Annotated in this window: 17 protein-coding genes and 2 pseudogenes; all 19 read right to left on the bottom strand. The window is 68.8% G+C overall.

The features are described from left to right. Window positions 1–77: 77 nt before the first annotated feature. Window positions 78–635, bottom strand: coding sequence for a TetR/AcrR family transcriptional regulator (locus tag BLU79_RS35525; RefSeq protein WP_093910104.1), 558 nt, complete (start codon window positions 633–635; stop codon window positions 78–80). A gap of 95 nt (window positions 636–730) precedes the next feature. Beyond that, a complete protein-coding gene (gene whiG / locus BLU79_RS35520; protein WP_030952229.1) occupies window positions 731–1,573 on the bottom strand; it encodes an RNA polymerase sigma factor WhiG in 843 nt (280 codons plus the stop codon). Between the two features lie 316 nt (window positions 1,574–1,889). Next, window positions 1,890–2,573, bottom strand: a pseudogene (locus BLU79_RS35515) (DNA-processing protein DprA); the annotation flags it as partial. A gap of 137 nt (window positions 2,574–2,710) precedes the next feature. Then, on the bottom strand, window positions 2,711–3,157 hold the full coding sequence (locus tag BLU79_RS35510) for a hypothetical protein (protein ID WP_218137812.1): 447 nt from the start codon (window positions 3,155–3,157) through the stop codon (window positions 2,711–2,713). Continuing rightward, window positions 3,154–5,310 carry a hypothetical protein gene (locus BLU79_RS49395; protein ID WP_093910103.1) on the bottom strand — a complete coding sequence of 719 codons (2,157 nt, stop codon included), beginning with the start codon at window positions 5,308–5,310 and terminating at the stop codon, window positions 3,154–3,156. The genes BLU79_RS35510 and BLU79_RS49395 overlap by 4 nt, the downstream gene beginning before the upstream one ends. After that, on the bottom strand, window positions 5,307–7,184 hold the full coding sequence (locus tag BLU79_RS35500) for a hypothetical protein (protein WP_218137811.1): 1,878 nt from the start codon (window positions 7,182–7,184) through the stop codon (window positions 5,307–5,309). The genes BLU79_RS49395 and BLU79_RS35500 overlap by 4 nt, the downstream gene beginning before the upstream one ends. After that, complete coding sequence (locus BLU79_RS48650; RefSeq protein WP_218137810.1) at window positions 7,181–8,431, bottom strand: integrase; 1,251 nt, start codon at window positions 8,429–8,431, stop codon at window positions 7,181–7,183. The genes BLU79_RS35500 and BLU79_RS48650 overlap by 4 nt, the downstream gene beginning before the upstream one ends. Before the next feature lie 261 nt (window positions 8,432–8,692). Next, window positions 8,693–9,172 (bottom strand): annotated as a pseudogene (locus tag BLU79_RS35490) (DNA-processing protein DprA); the annotation flags it as partial. Next, complete coding sequence (locus tag BLU79_RS35485) at window positions 9,169–10,794, bottom strand: YifB family Mg chelatase-like AAA ATPase (protein WP_093910101.1); 1,626 nt, start codon at window positions 10,792–10,794, stop codon at window positions 9,169–9,171. The pseudogene BLU79_RS35490 and the gene BLU79_RS35485, both read right to left, overlap by 4 nt. A 1-nt stretch (window position 10,795) precedes the next feature. Then, window positions 10,796–11,197, bottom strand: coding sequence for a YraN family protein (locus BLU79_RS35480; protein WP_093910100.1), 402 nt, complete (start codon window positions 11,195–11,197; stop codon window positions 10,796–10,798). Between the two features lie 117 nt (window positions 11,198–11,314). After that, on the bottom strand, window positions 11,315–11,623 hold the full coding sequence (locus BLU79_RS35475) for a DUF2469 domain-containing protein (RefSeq protein WP_003965949.1): 309 nt from the start codon (window positions 11,621–11,623) through the stop codon (window positions 11,315–11,317). A gap of 56 nt (window positions 11,624–11,679) precedes the next feature. Continuing rightward, window positions 11,680–12,195 (bottom strand): NUDIX hydrolase, encoded by a 516-nt coding sequence (locus tag BLU79_RS35470; RefSeq protein WP_093910161.1) that lies wholly within the window; start codon window positions 12,193–12,195, stop codon window positions 11,680–11,682. A gap of 34 nt (window positions 12,196–12,229) precedes the next feature. Further along, the gene (gene lepB / locus BLU79_RS35465; protein ID WP_093910099.1) at window positions 12,230–13,006 is read right to left on the bottom strand and encodes a signal peptidase I; all 777 of its coding nucleotides are present in this window, start codon (window positions 13,004–13,006) and stop codon (window positions 12,230–12,232) included. A 193-nt stretch (window positions 13,007–13,199) separates the two neighbouring features. Next, window positions 13,200–14,171, bottom strand: coding sequence for a signal peptidase I (gene lepB, locus BLU79_RS35460; protein ID WP_093910098.1), 972 nt, complete (start codon window positions 14,169–14,171; stop codon window positions 13,200–13,202). Then, window positions 14,059–15,150 (bottom strand): signal peptidase I, encoded by a 1,092-nt coding sequence (gene lepB, locus BLU79_RS35455; RefSeq protein ID WP_093910097.1) that lies wholly within the window; start codon window positions 15,148–15,150, stop codon window positions 14,059–14,061. The genes lepB (BLU79_RS35460) and lepB (BLU79_RS35455) overlap by 113 nt, the downstream gene beginning before the upstream one ends. Then, window positions 15,143–15,862: a signal peptidase I gene (lepB, locus tag BLU79_RS35450; protein ID WP_093910096.1), complete on the bottom strand. Its 720-nt coding sequence runs from the start codon at window positions 15,860–15,862 to the stop codon at window positions 15,143–15,145. Before lepB (BLU79_RS35450) ends, lepB (BLU79_RS35455) begins: the two co-directional genes overlap by 8 nt. A gap of 60 nt (window positions 15,863–15,922) precedes the next feature. After that, entirely contained in the window at window positions 15,923–16,273 is a 351-nt protein-coding gene (rplS, locus tag BLU79_RS35445; RefSeq protein WP_093910095.1) for a 50S ribosomal protein L19, read from the bottom strand. A gap of 134 nt (window positions 16,274–16,407) precedes the next feature. After that, window positions 16,408–17,241 carry a tRNA (guanosine(37)-N1)-methyltransferase TrmD gene (gene trmD / locus BLU79_RS35440; RefSeq protein ID WP_093910094.1) on the bottom strand — a complete coding sequence of 278 codons (834 nt, stop codon included), beginning with the start codon at window positions 17,239–17,241 and terminating at the stop codon, window positions 16,408–16,410. Then, the gene (gene rimM, locus BLU79_RS35435) at window positions 17,241–17,792 is read right to left on the bottom strand and encodes a ribosome maturation factor RimM (RefSeq protein WP_093910093.1); all 552 of its coding nucleotides are present in this window, start codon (window positions 17,790–17,792) and stop codon (window positions 17,241–17,243) included. Before rimM ends, trmD begins: the two co-directional genes overlap by 1 nt. Between the last annotated feature and the right edge of the window lie 31 nt (window positions 17,793–17,823).

The following is a 17,823-nucleotide window of genomic DNA, read 5'->3' as shown; positions in this document are numbered from 1 at the left end:
CAGGAAGAGGCACCCGGTAAGCGCGGGCAAACGACACCCGCCCAGACGCCGGCCCACACAGGGCTCCCGAACGCCCCTCAGCCGCGAACACCCCTGAGCGCCATCGAAACAGCCGCCTCGGTGATCGCCGCAGGCTCCTCCGCCGCCCCCAACTCGATCCGCCGCACAGCCGCATCCACGACACCCTGCAGCAACATCGCCGCCAGTCGGGGCTCCGCGTGCCCCATCTCTCCCAGCGCCTCGACGATCATCGCGACGAGCCCACCGTGCGCCGCCCGGATCTTCTCCCGAGCTCCGGCATCCAGCTCACTCGCGGAGATCGCCACCACGGCCCGATGCCGCCGGTCCCCCACCAGCGCGAGCTGCCGCCGCACATACGCCTCGACCTTGCCGTCGGCTGTGGACTCCCGCTCCATCGCTGCCGAAACCTCAGCGGCCCACACAGGAAAGTCGACCTCGCACAGCTCCTCGACCACGGCGGCCCGCGACCGGAAGTACTCGTACACGGACGACCGCGCAAGCCCCGTCCGCTCGGCGAGAGCCGGGAAGGTCAGCGCCTCCGTCCCGCCCTCGGACAACAGGGATCGAGCCGCGTCCAGCAGGGCGGCTCGCTGCATCGACCGGTGCTCGGCCACGGAGGCCGCTCGAATCCTTGGCACGTCAACCACTCTACGGACGTGCCAGCGCCGACGGGAGTCTCTCCACGGATCCCCTCACACGTCCCGCCAGGTCAACGACCGAAGCCGGCCAGCTTCGCCCGCAACTGCAGCACCGACTTGGTGTGGATCTGGCTGACCCGGCTCTCGGTCACGCCCAGCACGTTTCCGATCTCGGCGAGCGTGAGCCCCTCGTAGTAGTACAGCGTCACCACGGTCTTCTCCCGCTCGGGCAGAGTGTTGATCGCCCGCGCCAGGAACCTCCGCAGCTCCCGGTCCTCGGCCACCTCCACCGGATTGTCCGCGGCGGTGTCCTCCAGCGTGTCCATGACGCTCAGCCCGTCGCCGCCCTCGCCGCCGACATGCAGCAGCTCCTCCAGCGCCACCACGTTCGCCAGCGACAACTGACTGAAGACCGCGTGGAGTTCGTCCACCGCGATCCCCATCTCGACGGCCACCTCGGCCTCGGTCGGCGTCCGCCGCAACCGCGCCTCCAGCGTGGCGTACGCCCGCTCCACGTTCCGTGCCTTCTGCCGCACCGACCGCGGAATCCAGTCCAGCGCCCGCAGCTCGTCGATCATCGCGCCCCGGATCCGCGTGATCGCGTAGGTCTCGAACTTGATCTCGCGGTCGATGTCGAACTTCTCGATCGCGTCGATCAGCCCGAACACCCCCGACGACACGAAGTCCGCCTGCTCCACATTGGGCGGCAGACCGACGCTCACCCGGCCCGCCACGTACTTGACGAGCGGCGAGTAGTGCAGGATCAGCTGCTCGCGCAGTCGCTCGTCCCCCGTCGCCTTGTACGACCGCCACAGCTCGTCGAGTGTCGAGGGTGCGGGCGGCCGCACGCTGCCACCGTCACGGGCGGCTGGGGGGACCGCCGCCCGGTCGGACCCGGAGGTGTGCTGGGGCATTCGTTGCCTAGTGCCGTTCTGCCGTGAAGTGGGGCGTGAAGTGGGGGGTGCCTGGGTGAGCTGTCGTCTGATGTCGGTCTGATGTCGGTCTGGTGCTGTTGCGGGGTCGAGGTGCCGGTCTGCGCAGGAATCCTCGTGAGCGTAGCGTGACTGCGCTGTCGCGGTGCGCGAAGGGCGGAGCACAAGCCGTACGCAGATACGTTCCGCTGGACGCCCCACCGGGGCACGGCGATCGCTCTACGTGATCACCCGAACACCCCAACTGGGGGAATTCACAAGGGCGTCCGTGTTCCCCCGTACGGCCGAACACGCTCGGTCAGCATCGACTCCGACCGGCCCGAACGGACATCATCGCCTGGCGTGTCAACTTCCAGCCGTCGCCGTGTCGTTCGACGTAACCAAGTGAGCGGAGTTCGTACAGTCTCGCGATCGCGTCGTCCTCGGTGGTCTGCGCCTCGCGCGCCACCTCGTCCGCCCGCGCCGCACGGCGACCCGGCAGTGCGGCCAGGACTCTGCGTGCCCGCGGTTCCAGCAGATCGCGCGGGAGGACCGGGCCACGCCGCTCGGGCGCCAGCTCTCCTATGTCGCCCACGAGTTCGACGACCTCCGCGGCGTCGGTGACCAGCACGGCATCCCCGCGCAGGAGCTCGTGCGCACCTGCGGAGAGCCCGCTCGTGGCCGGGCCGGGCACCCCCATCGTGTGACGCCCCAGCCGTTGTGCCGCCCGCGCGGTGACGAGCGAGCCGCTGCGATGGGCGGCCTCGACGACGACCGTGCCTCGCGTGAGCGCCGCGATCACCCGGTTCCGCACGATGAATCTGCTGGGCGTCGGGTGATCGCCGGGCGGCAGCTCACCGATGACGAGTCCCTGTTCCGCGATCCGGTTGATCAGCTGGGTGTGCCCGCGCGGATAGGGTCGGTCGACCCCGCAGGCGAGCACGGCGACGGTGGCCCCACCGGCTCCCAGGGCACCCCGGTGAGCGGCTCCGTCGACCCCGTAGGTTATCTCGCATCTTTTACCTGTTGGTGACCTTCCGATCTGAGAGAGATCTCCTCAGGTCAGGGCGGCCCTGGATGAGGAAGAGCGAGCAACAGCCGGTTGGTCTGCTGATTGTCGGTCTCATAAGGACCTTTGTGTCATCTGTTGTGGCGTTCACGCGGCCCGAGGGTGGCCTGTGCCCGGGGCAGGGGGATCACGTGAGCGTCCGGCTCGCGGCCGGTGAGGGCAGCGTTCTCCAGAGCCAGGAGGTTGACCGCAGCGGCATAGACACGCAGTCGCTCTTCTAGGTCAGCACAGTGTTGGCGGAGTTCGTCGTACTTCTTCTTGAGCGCTTCGTGCTCGCTGAGCTTCTTGCTGAAGGCCTCGGGGGTACTGTCCTGGGCTTTCACTCGGGCTTGGAAGAGTTCTTTGAGGTCGAGGTGCTGGTGGGTGAGGTGCCAGCGTTTGACGCCGGCTTCGATCGCGAGCTGGGAGACGCTGAGACGGCCGGTGGAGCGCAAGGGGGTGCCGGCGAGGAGCCGGTCCATCGCGGCAAGGATCGCGTCGCGGACCGGGTCGGCATCGCCGGGTCGGGTAATGGTCACCGGTCGATCTCCTCCGTCTCGTGTGCGGTGATGATGCGCCGCAGTCGCTCCAGCTCGTGTAATTCGCGTTCGTGCCGGATGGATGGGGCCAGCGGGTCGTCTGTCATGTCGACGAGGTCGCGGTAGTCCTGGCGAACCTCCTGCATGTCCCGGTCAGTGCGGGCGATGCAGCGGCACTGGGGTCGGCAGTCGTCGAGGTCCGGGGTGACGAGCGGGTCGTCGATGGTTCCGCGGAGGCGGCAGGCGGCCTGGGCGGGATCGAGGACGCAGGTCATGCCCTTGCCGTGGTGGATCTGAAGGAGTGGATTGCCCAGCAGATCCAGGGCTTGACGGTCACTGGTGAGGACGTGCCCGGCGAACTGCCGGGTGGCTGCGTGGATGCGGTGGCGGTAGGCGTCGGAGGCGGGGCCGCTGACGTGTTCGCCTTCATCGAGGGCCTGGGCGTCCTCAGAGAGGATCTCGATGCGGTAGAGCCAGTCTTCGAATGCGTACTCGTCCGGGAATCCGGATTCGTAGGAGCCCGCATAGCCCTGGAGGAGGCGGGTGTGGACGTGCCCGTACTGAATCGAGGCGGCCACCAGTCCGCGTGGCCGCCGCCTGATGAACCAGGCCAGTGTCCTTCGGAAGCGTGAGGCTGCGAGGCGCCGCTGGTTGTCCTCGGGGGGAATGTGGTCGGTGCGGCCCTGCCGTCGGCACTCGTCGTTGACCCAGGTGACGAACGCGGCAAGGTCAAGAGCGATGGACGAGTCGGTGCGAGCGTTGCCATGGCGCTTGGTGGAGCTGGAGCGGCGATGGTGGGGCTCGATCTTGCTGGGGAACAGCAGCGGGTGTGGGTGGAGCTTTTCGAGCACGTTGACGGCCTGGGCCACGATCTTGACGATGACCCAGGGATCACGGCGGAGGGCGCCTGCGGGCAGTTTGTTGCCGTCCGAGTCGACGGCGTTCTTGAAGAAGAGGCCACGCATCAACCACAGGTCGCCTTCCTTGTCGTATTCGACGCAGCCGCGGTGCAGATTCAGCACTTCTCCCGGGCGAGCGCCGCTTAGGTAGGCGACGGCGATGAAGCAGGCCGTGCTCAGCAACCGCGCGAGCTTCGGAGCCTCGAGGTAGGTGATGCGGGTCTGCCGCCAGGGCCGACCGTCGAGACGGCCGGTGATGGGCGGGTCGAGGTAGGCGCCGTCAGCGACGGGTATGCCCGAATCGATCGCCATCCGGCCGCTTGAACGCTTCCGGATGGAGTCCGCGCAGGAAAGGATCCTGGCGACGTGCCGCCAGTCGATCACCAGGGTGCCGTCGTCCGCGACTCTTCCCGGCAGCATCCCGCCATGCTCACGGAGCTGGTCCAGGTATGCAGACATCCGGCTGGGGAGCTCGCCCTGCGGCGACCGTTCGACCTTCTCTTTGAGCCGCCGGTGCTCGATGTCCTGACTGTGCAGTTCAAGGTATTCGGCGTGTGCGGCCAGGATGTCCGGCGCGAAGTCCTCGATGAACCGAACCGCCCAGATCAGCAGGTGCTGCATGGTCAGTTCACCGATGCGGGGGGTTCGGTTCTCCCGTTCCGCGCGCATCCGCCCGAAGAGCTCTCGGGAGTCCGCCCCGCCCCATGGCGGGGTGGCTGGCATCCGCATGCGCGCGGGAAGAACTCCGCGAGTTGACCAAAGACGCCGTACTTCGGCCACCCGCCTGTATTTGCGATCCATGCTGATCGTCGCCTCGTCCACCGCGATCAGGTAGGCATCCAGCAGCTGCGGCGTGATCTGATCGAAGGACGTCACGTCGTGGCGACGCAGCCAGACCAGAAAGGCCTTGAAAGGGCTGAAGGCCGACAGGATGGTGGCGATGGCGGGCCGGCCGCCGTTCGCGCGCCGCATGATCCCGGGGCTGGAGTGGTTCAGCAACTGCCAGAAGTAGTGCTTCGTGTCCTGCCGAAACGCCGCAGGAATTCGAGCGAAGTTCAGGCTTCTGCTGCTGATGTGCTCCTCGAAGACGGCAGGATCGACGTCCCAGCGGTCGTCTGCGAAGCGTGACAGGCGACCCAGATCAGTCTCGGCCCTCAAGTCCCTGTGCAGCAGCACCAGTGCGTCGGGGCCAGGCCACTCGGTGCCCTCGGGGACCACGTCCGCATCGACGGGCAACGGGGACGTAGCGATCATCGGATATCGAGCTCTCTGCTGAGGAACCGTGCCACCAGGTCACGGTCGGTGTCGGTGACGTCTGCCCGGGCGTCTTCGAGGTCCGCTTCGTCGTGCCGGGACAGCAGGTCGGCAAGCTGGGTGTGCGGCAGCGCGAACCTCTGAGTCCACTCCAGGGGGGTTATCTCGGCCCGCCGGTCGGCCAGCCGGTCGTGGACCAGCACCTGGATGGGCAGGTGGCGGGGCAGCGCGCGGGCGCAAGGGCAGCCCAGGCAGATCATGAACGAGGCCCGGCATGGCTCGCCGACCGGAGCATGCGGGCCGCCGCGGTGATCGACGCAGGCGTTCATCACGGTGTCCAGCTGACCCGCGATCATCTGTTTGAGGGTCGTCGCGTCGATGCCGTACTCGGCCGCGACTGTCTCCGCGTCGGTCTCCGCCCGTTCCAGGTCGGCCCGCGTGAGGACAGCCATCACGCCACGGGCTCTGGCCTTGTCGACCTCCCCGGCCAGCGCTGCGGCGACGACCTTGCGGTATTCGGTGAGATTGCCGCGGTTGCGGGCCAAGTAGTCGGTGGCCAGCGTCTTCTCAGTGTGGGCGACTGGCTTCTGGTGGAGTTCGAGGTAGGTGAGCCGCAGCAGTTCCAGCGTGACGTTCAGCTGAACCGGTTTGCCGTCCTTGTCGACCTTGTCCGTGGCCAGGTCGTGTCTGGCGGCCCAACGCTGGACCCAGCCGTCCGGGTCCTGCGGCCTCAGTCCCCGGCCTGCCCCGCGGCCGCCGGCACTGCTCCAGCCGATCAGCAGTCGGTCGGTGCCCGCGACTTCCCGCGACCGCGAGGCCAACTCGTGCAGCAAGACGTAGAGCCCGAACGGCGTGTGCAGTTCGTCGCGCGCAGAGAGCTGCTCAGGATCGGAGGGGATGCTGATCCAGTCCGGCAGGTCGCTCAGCGCGAGATTCATGTGGGCCCGTCGGCCGCGGCGGGGCTTCTTGGTCTCCAGGATCGCGGTCGGTGTCCGGCCGGTGTGGCCGTCGGCCCGGTGGTGGACGGCCGTGGTCTTGAGAATCACGCTCTTGTTCTCGCCCGTCATCGCGGTCAGCAGGATGATCCCGGCGGTGACCTCCATGCCGGACAGATGGAGCTGGCAGACGATGTCGTCCACCGAACCGCGTTTGGAGACCCAGGCCCTCGCGATGTCCCGGCCGGCGTGGGCGCCGGTGGTGCAGTGCCTTCGGGGAACGTCTCCGAATCGATCGACCCAGTCCAAAAGCTCCAGGCGGCGGTCCTGGTCGGGCAGTTCGCCTTGCCGGAAGCGGTGCAGGATCTCGCGGTTCTTGCGGATCCGGGAGGCCGCAGCGCGAAGGTCGGTGCGGGCGGCGTCGGCGATGCGTTTGAGATCCCTCTGGCTGTAGCTCTCCTTCGGCTCTTTGCCCCTCTGCCGCCTGGGGTGGCTCTCGTTCAGCTTCGCGATCACGGCCTCGTCGAGGCCCTCGGCGTGCTTGAGCAGCAGCTTGAGCCCGGCAAGTTCTTCTCCGGCTCGCCTGGTCTTGTCCTTGCGAGCGTCGAGGAATCCCTCCAGGTGCTCTGGAACGAGGTGGGCCATCTGCCTCGGCGGCCAGGCCAGCCCGGCCAGATAGCGGCTGAAGAGCACTGCCGCCCGGTGGGCCGCGTTCGTCGATTCCAGGGACGTCAGGCCGGCCCCGGGGGCTGTGCGCCGGGCGAACGCCTCTGCCAGGCCCTGCCGGAGTTCCGGGGCCGCCTGGAGCACGTCGAAGTGATAGTCCCGCGAAGCGCTGCCGTCCTCGGCGAAGCACCGGACGACCAGACCGTCCATCAGCCCGTGGGCGGTCTTCCCCCCTTTCGCGGGCAGGCTCGCCCGCCGGCCGCGGGGGCTCACCGGGTCACCGCCAGCGGATCCGTGCGGACTCGGGGGTGTCGCGCGAAGGCGTCGGCCATGAAGCGGGCCACCGGGAAGCCTTCCGCGTGAGCCAACAGCACCTCGACCTGGAGATTCCTGAAGGGCCCCAGGTAGACCTCCTTCGTCGTCTCAACACTCAGATGACCGAGCATGGTCTGCACCAGATGCCAGTGATCGCCGAACTGATCACGGAAGTCCCGGGTCTCGTCCTCCGTCAGGTGGCCCAGTTGCTGCTTCCAGAGAAGCTTGCCGACGGAGTACCACTTCAGGGCAAAGGAATGGCGGTGCATGTGGGCGGTGCAGGAGAAGTTCTCCAGACCAAGATCCTCAATGCGCGTATTGGCCGCCTCGAAGGTGTGGTGCCAGCCATGCTCGTCGCGCGGCAGTCCGTCCTCGTTCAACCACAGCGACAGCGGCTCCAAACCCTGCCGCGTCTCGATGAACAACCGCTTCCTGACCTGCGGCGGGACGTCATTCCACGCCTTCCTGACCATGCCGCCCGACTCATTCGGGATCTCGACTCCGCCTCCCCGCCGGGGCAGCCGGGCCACCCGCATCCCGCGGACCGCCTCGTAGAGACCCGACTCCTGGGCCCGCCGAACCGCGCGGGCGCGAGCGCCTTCGCGGTAGGCGTTCACCCCAGCCGCCACCGTCCTGGGCATCCAGTAGGTGTAGCCGTTTCCGCCCTTGGCGCACTCGTCGGCCAGTGAGCAGGTGAAGTAGCCCCGGCCCGGGGCCATGCGGGGCAGCTCGGGCAGGACCACGCTCCCCCACGAGGTGAGCCGCAGGCCGGTGCCGTAGAGGCCGTCCACGAACACGCCGTCGCGCTGGTCGTTGCGGCCCCGCCAGCGACAGTCCCGACGGCCGTCCAGGCCGCGGCCCCGTAGCCCCAGGTCACGCCAGCGACGGATGGCTGCAGGGTCGAGCCACTTCACGTTCTCCTGCCGCCGGCCCCGCTCGTACTCCAACTCGTCGAAGGGGTCGACGACCTGGTAGCGCCTGCCCACCCACTTATAGAACTTCTTGCAGCCCGCCACGTCCTTGGCGAACGACGACTTCTGCACCCGCTGATCGTTCCCCGGGTCGGTCAGCCGCCAGAACTGGAACTCCGTCGCGTCGTCTTCAGTCGCCTCCCACCAGCCCCGGCCCAGCACCAGCAGGAAGTTCAGCCACAGACCCAGGGAGTACGCGTAGTCCCGGTTCGTCAGGTCCGTCAGGTTCCGCATGGTGGGGGACGCGAAGAACGCGTTCACCCTGAGATCAGGAAGCCCGTCGGGGCCGAGGAGGAACCGCTGTCCGTGACGTCCGCCGAGCCTCTCGATCCACGTACGCAGATCAGGCGCGTACGGGGATAAGCCCTCAGGAAGGCTCAGTGCAGGACGTTCCAGGTCGTACCGATACACATGCCAGCCAACGGGGTTGGCGGCCACGTCGCTCTCTTCAGGTAAAAGCACACGCCTACTACAACAGCTTTCACGCTATAGAACGTAGGCGCCGCCGGACACGACCACCCACCCCCGCTCGGCGAGCCCGCCGGCGAGGGTGGCCGCCATGTGAGCCCCGTACTCGGTGCACGCCCGCGCGCCGACGACGGCCACGGAGCGCAACGCCCACATCCGCAGACTGGCCCGACCGCGCACCCACAACCCGATGGGCCGGGCGTCCCCCAGATCATCGAGCTGCTGCGGCCACTCGACGTCCCCGGGGCGCAGAAACCTCACCCCGGCCTCCCGGGCCACGGCGAGATCCCGACCGGGCTCGGCCCGTAACGCCCGGGCCCGCAACCCGTCCCACCGCTTGTAACTCACCCCCGGCAAGGCCTCCGCCCCGTCCCGCAACCGCCGCGCGACATCCCCCACCCCGTACTCCCGCACCCACCGCCCGGCGACCTCGTCCCCGGGCTCGACGACCCGACTGAGAAAGACCCGATCGAGTAGTTCGTCGTCAGGATTCTCCGTCCCGTTCATGTGAGCGCCTCGATGGCCATGGGCACGCCTCGCGGCACACCGGTGCGCAGTTGCAGTGCCAGGGCGACGTCCGTCGCGTCGGGCCGGTCATGGCCGACGAGGTCGGCGACGGTCCAGGCGACGCGCAGGACGCGGTCGAGTCCGCGGGCGGTCAGTACGCCGCGTTCGAGGTTCCGTTCGGCCTCGTCCATGGCGCCGACCGCGGCATACCAGCGGCTGCGCAGCTCGCGTCCGGGGATCTCGCTGTTGGACCGCCACGGGGTGCCGGCGAGCCGGGCCATCGCGCGCTCCCGGGCCGCCCGCACTCGATCGGCAACCGTCGCGGTGGACTCGCCCCGGGCGCCGCGCACCGTCAGCTGGGCGCGGGTGACACGGTCCACCTCGACCCGGAGGTCGACTCGGTCGAGCAGTGGCCCGGAAAGGCGGGCCTGATAGCGGCGGATCGACGAGGGCGGGCACTCGCACAGATCGTTGGTCTGGGAGAAGCGGCCGCAGGGGCAGGGGTTGGCCGCGAGCACCATCAGGAACTTCGCCGGGAAGCGCACCACACCCGCACTGCGCGCGATCACGACGTGGCCGGCTTCCAGGGGCTGCCTCAGGGCGTCGAGGGCCTGGCTGTTGAACTCGGGCGTCTCGTCCAGGAAGAGGACGCCACGGTGGGAGAGCGACACCGCACCGGGCCGTGCGATGCCGGCGCCCCCGCCGACCAGCGCCTGCATCGTCGCCGAGTGATGCGGGGCGCAGTAGGGGGCGATGTCGATCAGGGGCTTGCCCGGAGGCAGCAGCCCCGCCACGGAGTGCACCGCCGTGACCTCCAGCGACTCCTCCCTGCCGAGCCGGGGCAGGATGGCCGGCAGTCGCTCGGCGAGCATCGTCTTGCCTGCACCGGGCGGTCCCTCCAGGAACAGGTGATGCCCACCCGCCGCGGAGACCTCCACTGCGGTACGCGCCGAGATCTGGCCGACCACGTCGGCGAGGTCGTGCCCGTGGTCGGGCTGGGCGGGGCCCATGCTGTGCATTCCCGTTGCCGCACCGGTCCCCGGCACGCGAAGACCCGCCAGCAGCGGATCCGGGCGGCCCTGCTCGTCAGGTTCCTCGTCGGGTACGGGTCCGTCGGTGAGCACGGCGATCAGCTGGCGCAGGCTGCGCACGCCCAGCACGGACACGCCCGGCACCAGCGAGGCCTCGGCCGCGGCGCACTCCGGGACGACCACCTGCTCATAGCCGGCGTCCGCCGCGGCCAGCACGGCGGGCAGGATGCCCCGGACCGGCCGTACCCGTCCGTCCAGCCCGAGTTCTCCGATCATCACGATGTCGGCGAGGACGCGTGGATCGATCCGCTCGGCGGCGCCGAGGACGGCACACGCGACGGCCAGGTCGAAGCCGCTGCCCGCCTTGGGCACCGATGCCGGGCTGAGTCCGACGGTGAGCTTCTTCTGCGGCCACTCACCGCCTGAGTTCACCACGGCCGCCCGCACTCGGTCCCGACTCTCCGACAGGCTCTTGTCCGGCAGTCCCACCAGGGTGAAGGCCGCCACCCCCGGCTCCAGATCCGCCTGAACCTCGACCACAACCCCCTCGACGCCCACGAGGGCCACCGAGCATGTACGAGCGAACCCCATGTCAGGCCACCCCCCGCGCGTGCTCGACCACGGGGGCACCGCGCTGTGGCAGGACGACACCCACCAGGTCGATGCGCACGCCGCCCGGTGGGGCCCCGCCATGGGCGTGCAGCCAGTGCTCCGCCAGGTCCCGCAGGCGTTCGGCCTTCTCCGGAGTCACCGCGGCCATCGGATGCTCGAAGGCACCCGTCCTGCGTGTCTTGACCTCGCAGACGACCAGGACGTCGCCGTCCCGCGCCACGATGTCGATCTCGCCCGTCCTGCCGCAGCGCCAGTTGCGCTCCAGGACCGTCATCCCGGCCTCGACCAGCCGCCGTACGGCCAGCGTCTCTCCGTACCTGCCCAGCGCGCTGCGCGCGTTTCCCCCGTGCGTGTTCCCGCTCGTGCTCGTGCTCGTGCTCATGTCGGCACCACCTCCGGCGCCAACATTGAGGGCAGCTCACCGAGCTATTGGATCTTGGTGGACAAGTTCGCGATTGTGGATATCTTCCTCACCCCTGCGGGTGAAGCTCAGCGCGGCTCACCCACCCGGAAGCTCCAGATCGCTCTTGTTCAGCTCCTCGATGTTCACGTCCTTGAATGTGAGCACCCGGACCTGCTTCACGAACCGCGCCGGCCGGTACATGTCCCACACCCAGGCATCCGCCATGGACACCTCGAAGAACACCTCACCCTGAACCGAGTGCACCTGCATCTCGTAGTCATTGGTCAGGTAGAAGCGCCGCTCGGTCTCGATCACATACTTGAACAGACCGACGACATCGCGGTACTCCCGATAGAGCTTGAGCTCCATCTCGGTCTCGTACTTCTCGAGGTCCTCGGCGCTCATGGCATGTTCCCCTTCAGCCGTGCGATCCCACCATTGTGCGCCAGTCCCGTCAGCACCTAGACAATTTCGGGGTCAAGGGTCACGGGCCCGGCGGGGGGACCTTCGTCGAGCAGTGTGCGCAGCAGCTCGGCGAGTCTGGTCGGATACACCGTCTCATGTGCCCGGGCAAGTTCCTGACACGTCCACCAGCGCGCTCCGGCGACACTGCGCCGCTCCAGCTCGGTGAGAGCCACGGCCCTGGTCTCCGTCTGCGTCGTACGGGCCAGGTAGTACCACTCGTCCTGGTCCCAGCGGCGGCCCGCGAACGGGAAGGAGCACATCCGGCGCCACAGCACGGGACCGAGTTCGACCTCCGTAATGCCGGTCTCCTCGGCGAGTTCCCGCAGCGCGGCTTCCGCACGACTCTCGTCGCCCTCGACGCCACCGCCCGGGGTGAACCACCAGTCGTCGGCCGGGTCCCCAGGCTCATGGCCGTGCAGCAGCAGTATGCGGTCCTGCGGGTCGAGCAGCACCACACGCGCGACCTTGCGCAGCCCACCGTCGTACGAGTCTCCGCAGGAGGCCTCCCCCACCCCTGTCTCGCCGTACGGCCCCACGCCCACCGAGTCAGCGGGCACCTGCGGGCTCCGTCCGCGGCGCCGGGCGCTTGGCCAGCCTGCCTGCGATCGGACCGTACGCCCCGCCGGCCATGACCAGCACACCGCCCACCACGATCAGCGCGACGATCGTCCGCAGCGGCCCCGCCGCCGACAGTGCGCCGAGTTCCTCGAAGCCGGTGGGGCGCTGCAGCATGCCGTTCATGGGCCATACGACGGCGTCCACCCGGGCCGACACGGCACTGCGTGCGACGGTTCCGCTCGCGGCGTCCGTCAGGTGGGCCGTGGAGTCCAGGGAGCCGCTGCGCTCGTCACCGAGCAGGAAGAGCCGGTTCTTCGGCACCGTCACCGTCGGGAAGTTCCGGATCTCGGCCGGACCGTTCCCGGCGAGATACGGTTCGTCGATCTGCTTGCCGTTGACGGTCAGCTTGCCGTCGGTGCAGCAGGCGACCGTGTCCCCGCCGACGGCGACCACACGCTTGACGACGGGTGCATTGGTCACCCAGGTCTTGTCGGTGAAGACGACGACGTCACCACGGCGCACCTCACCGCCGTCGACCCGCTGAGCCAGCACCCGGTCCCCCGTGCCGATCGTCGGCACCATCGAACTGGTGGGCACGGTGTACGGCCGGTAGATCACCGCTCCCCAGGCGAACCCGCCCAGGAACAGCACCAGGCCCAGCGCCACGGCCAGCCCGGACAACCGCTGTCCGGTCCGGCTGCCCGCCGGGCCCCTGCTCGCGCCACCGTCGCGCGGCGCCGTACGTATCGTGCTCTCGCCACCCATGGGTCCGCACCCTACCCGGCGGTACCGACACCGGGCAGCCCCTCCCGAGCGCGCGAGGTCACACGCTCGGCAAAGCTTTCCCCAGCCGTTGGCCGAAGCCCCGTCCGAGCAGCTTCCCGAGCCTTCCCGGAGGTGAGCTCCTCGCCCACCCCGGGACCGCGCCTCGGGCGGTCACCCCGAGGCGCCTCGCGCGTCAGCGGGTCTGCGCCGCCTTGATCCGCTGTCGGCGCCACAGCACCAGCGGCACCGCACCCGCCAGGGCGAGTCCCTGCGGTGCGACCGTCAGCGCGGCGGAACGGGCGCTCAGGTTCTGCTCGAAGGTGCCCGGGACCGGCAGGTTGTCCCAACGGTTGACCGGCCAGGCGATCACGATGGCACGGCCGACGACCTCGTCGACGGGAACCATGCCGTGGTTCTTGTCGGACTGGTTGTAGCGCGAGTCACGGGAGTTCTGCCGGTGGTCGCCCATGACCCAGATGTAGCCCTCGGGGACCTTCACCTTGAACTGGCCGCCCTGGTCGTCCTGGCTGCACGGCGTGTTGCCGGCGTAGACGTAGTCCGTCTCGCTCAGCGCCTTGCCGTTGACCTTCAGCGGGCCGGTGCCTTCGCACTCGATCGTGTCACCGCCGACGCCGATGACGCGCTTGATGAGGTCCTTCTCCTCGGCGGACGGCATCAGGCCGATCCAGCTGAGGAAGGTCTGCAGCGCGTTCGGGTCGGGGGTGGGCTCTCCCGCCAGCCAGTTGGCGGGGTCGTGGAAGACGACGACCTCGCCGCGCTCGGGCTCCGAGCCGAACCAGGGGGTGAGCTTGTCGACGAGGACACGGTCACCCTGCTGGAGGGTGTTCTGCATCGAGTCGGAGGGGATCGAGAACGCCTGCACCAGGAACGTCTTGATCAGCAGCGCGAGGACGAGCGCGATGCCGATCAGGATGGGCAGCTCCTTCCAGAAGGAGCGCTGCTTCTTCGGCTTGGAGGAAGCCCCGCCCGACTCCTGGGGGTCGGTCGGGGGTCGCCCGCCCGAAGCTCCGCCGCCGCCGGCCGCTCCGGGGTCATTCTCTGAGGTCACGGCGCTGTCCGCGGCCAGGTCGGCAGCGTCCACGGGGCGTCCGCGGTGCTCCTCGCCGTCGTGCCCGGACCGTGCGCCAACCGCCACATCCCCCACGCCAACTCCTTACTCTGTGCCGCTGCCTGCCCCATGCGCGGTGCAGGCCCACCACTCCCATAACGAGCGGGAGTTCCGCAGGGCTCGGGAGCTGGATCGTTCCGTTCGAATCGTCGGAAGCAACCCTATGCGACAGCTGGGCAGAGGCGGTCGACCCGGTCGCCGAGTCGGAGACCGAAGCGTACGTTTTCGGTTCGTCCAAGGAGGTCCAGTGACCGAGGGGCCAGGCGATCCACATGGCCCGTCCGACGACCTCGTCCTCGGAGACCGTGCCGCCGTAGCCCTGGTCCTGATGGACGCGGGAGTCGGCGGAGTCGGCCCGGTGGTCGCCCATCACCCACAGCCGTCCCTGCGGGACGGTGATGTCGAATCGCGCATCGGAGGGGGCGTTGCCGGGATACAGGTAGTCCTCGTTCAGGGGAACGCCGTTGACGGTGACCCGTCCCTGCGTGTCACAGCACTTGACGCGGTCGCCACCGACGCCGACGACGCGCTTGATGAGGTCCTTCTCGTCGTCTGACGGCAGCAGGCCGATGAACGTGAGCGCCTGCTTGACCTGCTTGACGACGACGGGGTCCTCCTTCTTCACCGTCGTCTGCTCGTCCCGGAGCCAGCCGCCGGGGTCCTTGAAGACGACGACGTCCCCGCGCTGCGGCTTGGAGCCGAACCAAGGGGTGAGCTTGTCGACCAGGACGCGGTCACCGACCTGGATCGTCTGCTCCATGGAGCCGGACGGGATCACGAAGGCCTGGACGAGGAAGGTCTTCAGGACGAGTGCTATGAGGACCGCGACACCGACGAGAAGGGGTATCTCCTTCATCGCCGAGCGCCTGCGGCGCCGTTTGACCTTGCGCTGGAGCTGGCGCCGCTCCGCGCGCGTACGACCGCCCGTGGGGCTGGCGGCGCGCCGGGCGCCGGTGGGCAGCAGATTGTCGGCGGGGCTGCTGGGCACGCCGCGGGGCTTGCCACGGTTACCCATGCACGCCCTCCTCTGCTGCGGGCACGCGCGCGTAGGCGTCCGAATGGTGCAGGCGGGTCCAGTGCGCGGTCGGCCATACGATCCAGTCGGCGCGGCCGATGACGTCGTCGACCGGGATCATGCCCCCGCCGGGCGAGCCCAGTCGGTCACGGGAGTCGCTGGATTCGCTGCGGTGGTCTCCGAGGACGAACAGGGTGCCGTCGGGCACGACGATGTCGAAGCGCACCGTGGACGGACTGTCGCCGGGGTACAGAAACGTCGACTCGTCGACCGACCGGCCGTTCACCTGGATCCTCCCCTCCTTGTCACAGCAGACCACGTGGTCTCCCCCCACACCCACAACGCGTTTGATGTAGTCCGCATCCCCGAAATACCCAGTTCCGTCGAACACGACAACATCGCCGCGCCGCGGCTCGGCACCGAAACGGTACGCCAACCTATTTACGAGAACGCGGTCGCCGATCCTCAATCCGGACTCCATGGATCCGCTGGGAATCTGGAAGGGCTGCAGGACGAACGTGTTGAGCAGCAGCAGGAACACCAGGAAGACCAGCAGCGTCAGGCTGATCCGCCCGCCCGGGAGCCACTGCGTGATCCATGACACCAACGCGAAGCGCGACCGTTCCTCCGGCCCCTCCGGGTCCGAGGTCTCCTCGGAGTCGTAAGGGCGGGAGGAGCGGTCGCGCTCCGTCGGCTGTGCTTCGGTGTCCATCGAGGCCAGATGTTATCCGGCCCCGCTTTGGACCCCGCGGGGGCGAGCCCCCTGAAGCGCTCAGTTCTCGCGCTTCTCCTTGATCTTCGCCGCCTTGCCGCGGAGCTCGCGCAGGTAGTACAGCTTGGCGCGGCGGACGTCACCCTTGGTGACGAGCTCGATCTTCTCGACGATCGGGGTGTGCACCGGGAAGGTGCGCTCGACGCCGACGGAGAAGGAGACCTTGCGGACCGTGAAGGTCTCGCGCACGCCGGCACCCTGGCGACGGATCACAACGCCCTTGAACTGCTGCACACGGGAGCGGTTGCCCTCGATGACGCGGACGTGGACGTTGACCGTGTCGCCCGGGCGGAAGGCCGGGACGTCGCTGCGCAGCGACGCGGCGTCGACGGTGTCGAGCAGGTGAGACATTTCGTCTGCTTTCTTCGCTGATGCCACAGGTCATCAACGGGAGCTAGGTGTTCCAAGAGGATGCTGTCCGCGTCGGGGCGGGCGTCGTGTCCCCCTGTGGCAGGGGCGCACGCCGGACGACGCACAACAGCGGCCTATTCTTCCACGCCCTCGGTCCTGCGCCAAAATCGGCCGAACCCCTCCCCTTCCGGGTCGGGCATCCAGCCCAGGATGGAGAGCATCTCGCGGTCCTTCTTGTCGAAGGCCTTGGGGTCGCAGCGCTCGATGAGGTCGGGCCGGTTGGCCGTCGTACGCCTGAGCGCCTCGTCGCGGCGCCAGCGGGCGATCTTGCCGTGGTGGCCGCTGAGCAGCACGTCCGGGATGCCCCGGCCGCGCCACTCGGGCGGCTTGGTGTAGACGGGGCCCTCCAGGAGGTTGGCCATGGCGCCGGGTGCGAAGGAGTCGTCCCGGTGGGACTCGGCGTTCCCCAGGACGCCCGGCAGCAGGCGTGCCACGGCCTCCGTGATGACCAGTACGGCCGCCTCGCCGCCGGCGAGGACGTAGTCGCCGATGGACACCTCGTGGACCGGCATACGGGTCGCGTACTCGTCGATGACTCGGCGGTCGATGCCCTCGTAGCGGGCCGGGGTGAAGAGCAGCCAGGGCTGCTCGGAGAGCTCGACGGCGAGTTCCTGGGTGAAGGGGCGGCCGCTGGGCGTGGGGACGATCAGCGCGGGGGCGCACGAACCGGTCTCGTAGCCGTCCGCCAGGGCGGAGTCCAGCGCGTCCGCCCAGGGCTCGGTCTTCATGACCATGCCGGGGCCGCCGCCGTACGGGGTGTCGTCGACCGTGTTGTGGCGGTCGTACGTCCAGTCCCGCAGGTCGTGCACATGCACGTTCAGCTGACCACGCGCGCGTGCCTTGCCGACGAGGGAGACGTTCAGGGGCTCCAGGTATTCGGGGAAGATCGTGACAACGTCGAGCCGCATCAGCTCTCGGCCTCCGCGTCTCGGGAGGAAGCGACCTCGGCCCGGTCGTCGATCAGGCCCGGCGGCGGGGTGATGACCGCGCGCTGCTCCTTCAGGTCGATCTCGGCGACGATCTCCTCGACGAAGGGGATCATGACCTCGCTGCCGTCGGGGCGCTCGACGATGAAGAGGTCCTGGGAGGGCAGGTGCGAGATCTCGGTGATACGACCGACCTCGACGCCGTCCGCGGTGACCACGTCCAGATCCATCAGCTGGTGGTCGTAGTACTCGTCCTCCTCCTCGGGCAGCTCGTCCGGGTCGACCTCGGCGATGAGGAGGGTGTTGCGCAGGGCCTCGGCGCCGGTGCGGTCGCGCACGCCCTCGAAGCGCAGGAGGAGACGGCCGCTGTGGACGCGGCCGGTCTCGATGGTGAGCGGCCCGATGGCGGCCGGGTCGGTGGCCAGGACGGCGCCGGGGGCGAGCCGCAGTTCCGGCTCGTCGGTACGCACCTCGACGGTGACCTCGCCCTTGATGCCGTGGGCACGGCCGATCCGTGCGACTACCAGCTGCACTGTGCTTGCTCTCCTGTCAGACGACTCGCCG

The organism is Streptomyces sp. cf386, assembly GCF_900103585.1.
Classification (GTDB): Bacteria; Actinomycetota; Actinomycetes; order Streptomycetales; family Streptomycetaceae; genus Streptomyces.
Note: the sequence above shows the minus strand (reverse complement) of the source record. Positions and strands in the feature narration are given on the sequence as shown.

What these genes read in the sequence shown, in the direction of transcription:
- BLU79_RS49395 (WP_093910103.1), bottom strand. Translation starts at nt 5,310, where the DNA reads ATGATCGCTACGTCCCCGTTGCCCGTCGATGCGGACGTGGTCCCCGAG.
- lepB (WP_093910099.1), bottom strand. Translation starts at nt 13,006, where the DNA reads ATGGGTGGCGAGAGCACGATACGTACGGCGCCGCGCGACGGTGGCGCG.
- BLU79_RS48650 (WP_218137810.1), bottom strand. Translation starts at nt 8,431, where the DNA reads ATGCGGAACCTGACGGACCTGACGAACCGGGACTACGCGTACTCCCTG.
- BLU79_RS35480 (WP_093910100.1), bottom strand. Translation starts at nt 11,197, where the DNA reads ATGAGCACGAGCACGAGCACGAGCGGGAACACGCACGGGGGAAACGCG.
- trmD (WP_093910094.1), bottom strand. Translation starts at nt 17,241, where the DNA reads ATGCGGCTCGACGTTGTCACGATCTTCCCCGAATACCTGGAGCCCCTG.
- lepB (WP_093910096.1), bottom strand. Translation starts at nt 15,862, where the DNA reads ATGGACACCGAAGCACAGCCGACGGAGCGCGACCGCTCCTCCCGCCCT.
- rplS (WP_093910095.1), bottom strand. Translation starts at nt 16,273, where the DNA reads ATGTCTCACCTGCTCGACACCGTCGACGCCGCGTCGCTGCGCAGCGAC.
- whiG (WP_030952229.1), bottom strand. Translation starts at nt 1,573, where the DNA reads ATGCCCCAGCACACCTCCGGGTCCGACCGGGCGGCGGTCCCCCCAGCC.
- lepB (WP_093910097.1), bottom strand. Translation starts at nt 15,150, where the DNA reads ATGGGTAACCGTGGCAAGCCCCGCGGCGTGCCCAGCAGCCCCGCCGAC.
- BLU79_RS35475 (WP_003965949.1), bottom strand. Translation starts at nt 11,623, where the DNA reads ATGAGCGCCGAGGACCTCGAGAAGTACGAGACCGAGATGGAGCTCAAG.
- BLU79_RS35485 (WP_093910101.1), bottom strand. Translation starts at nt 10,794, where the DNA reads ATGGGGTTCGCTCGTACATGCTCGGTGGCCCTCGTGGGCGTCGAGGGG.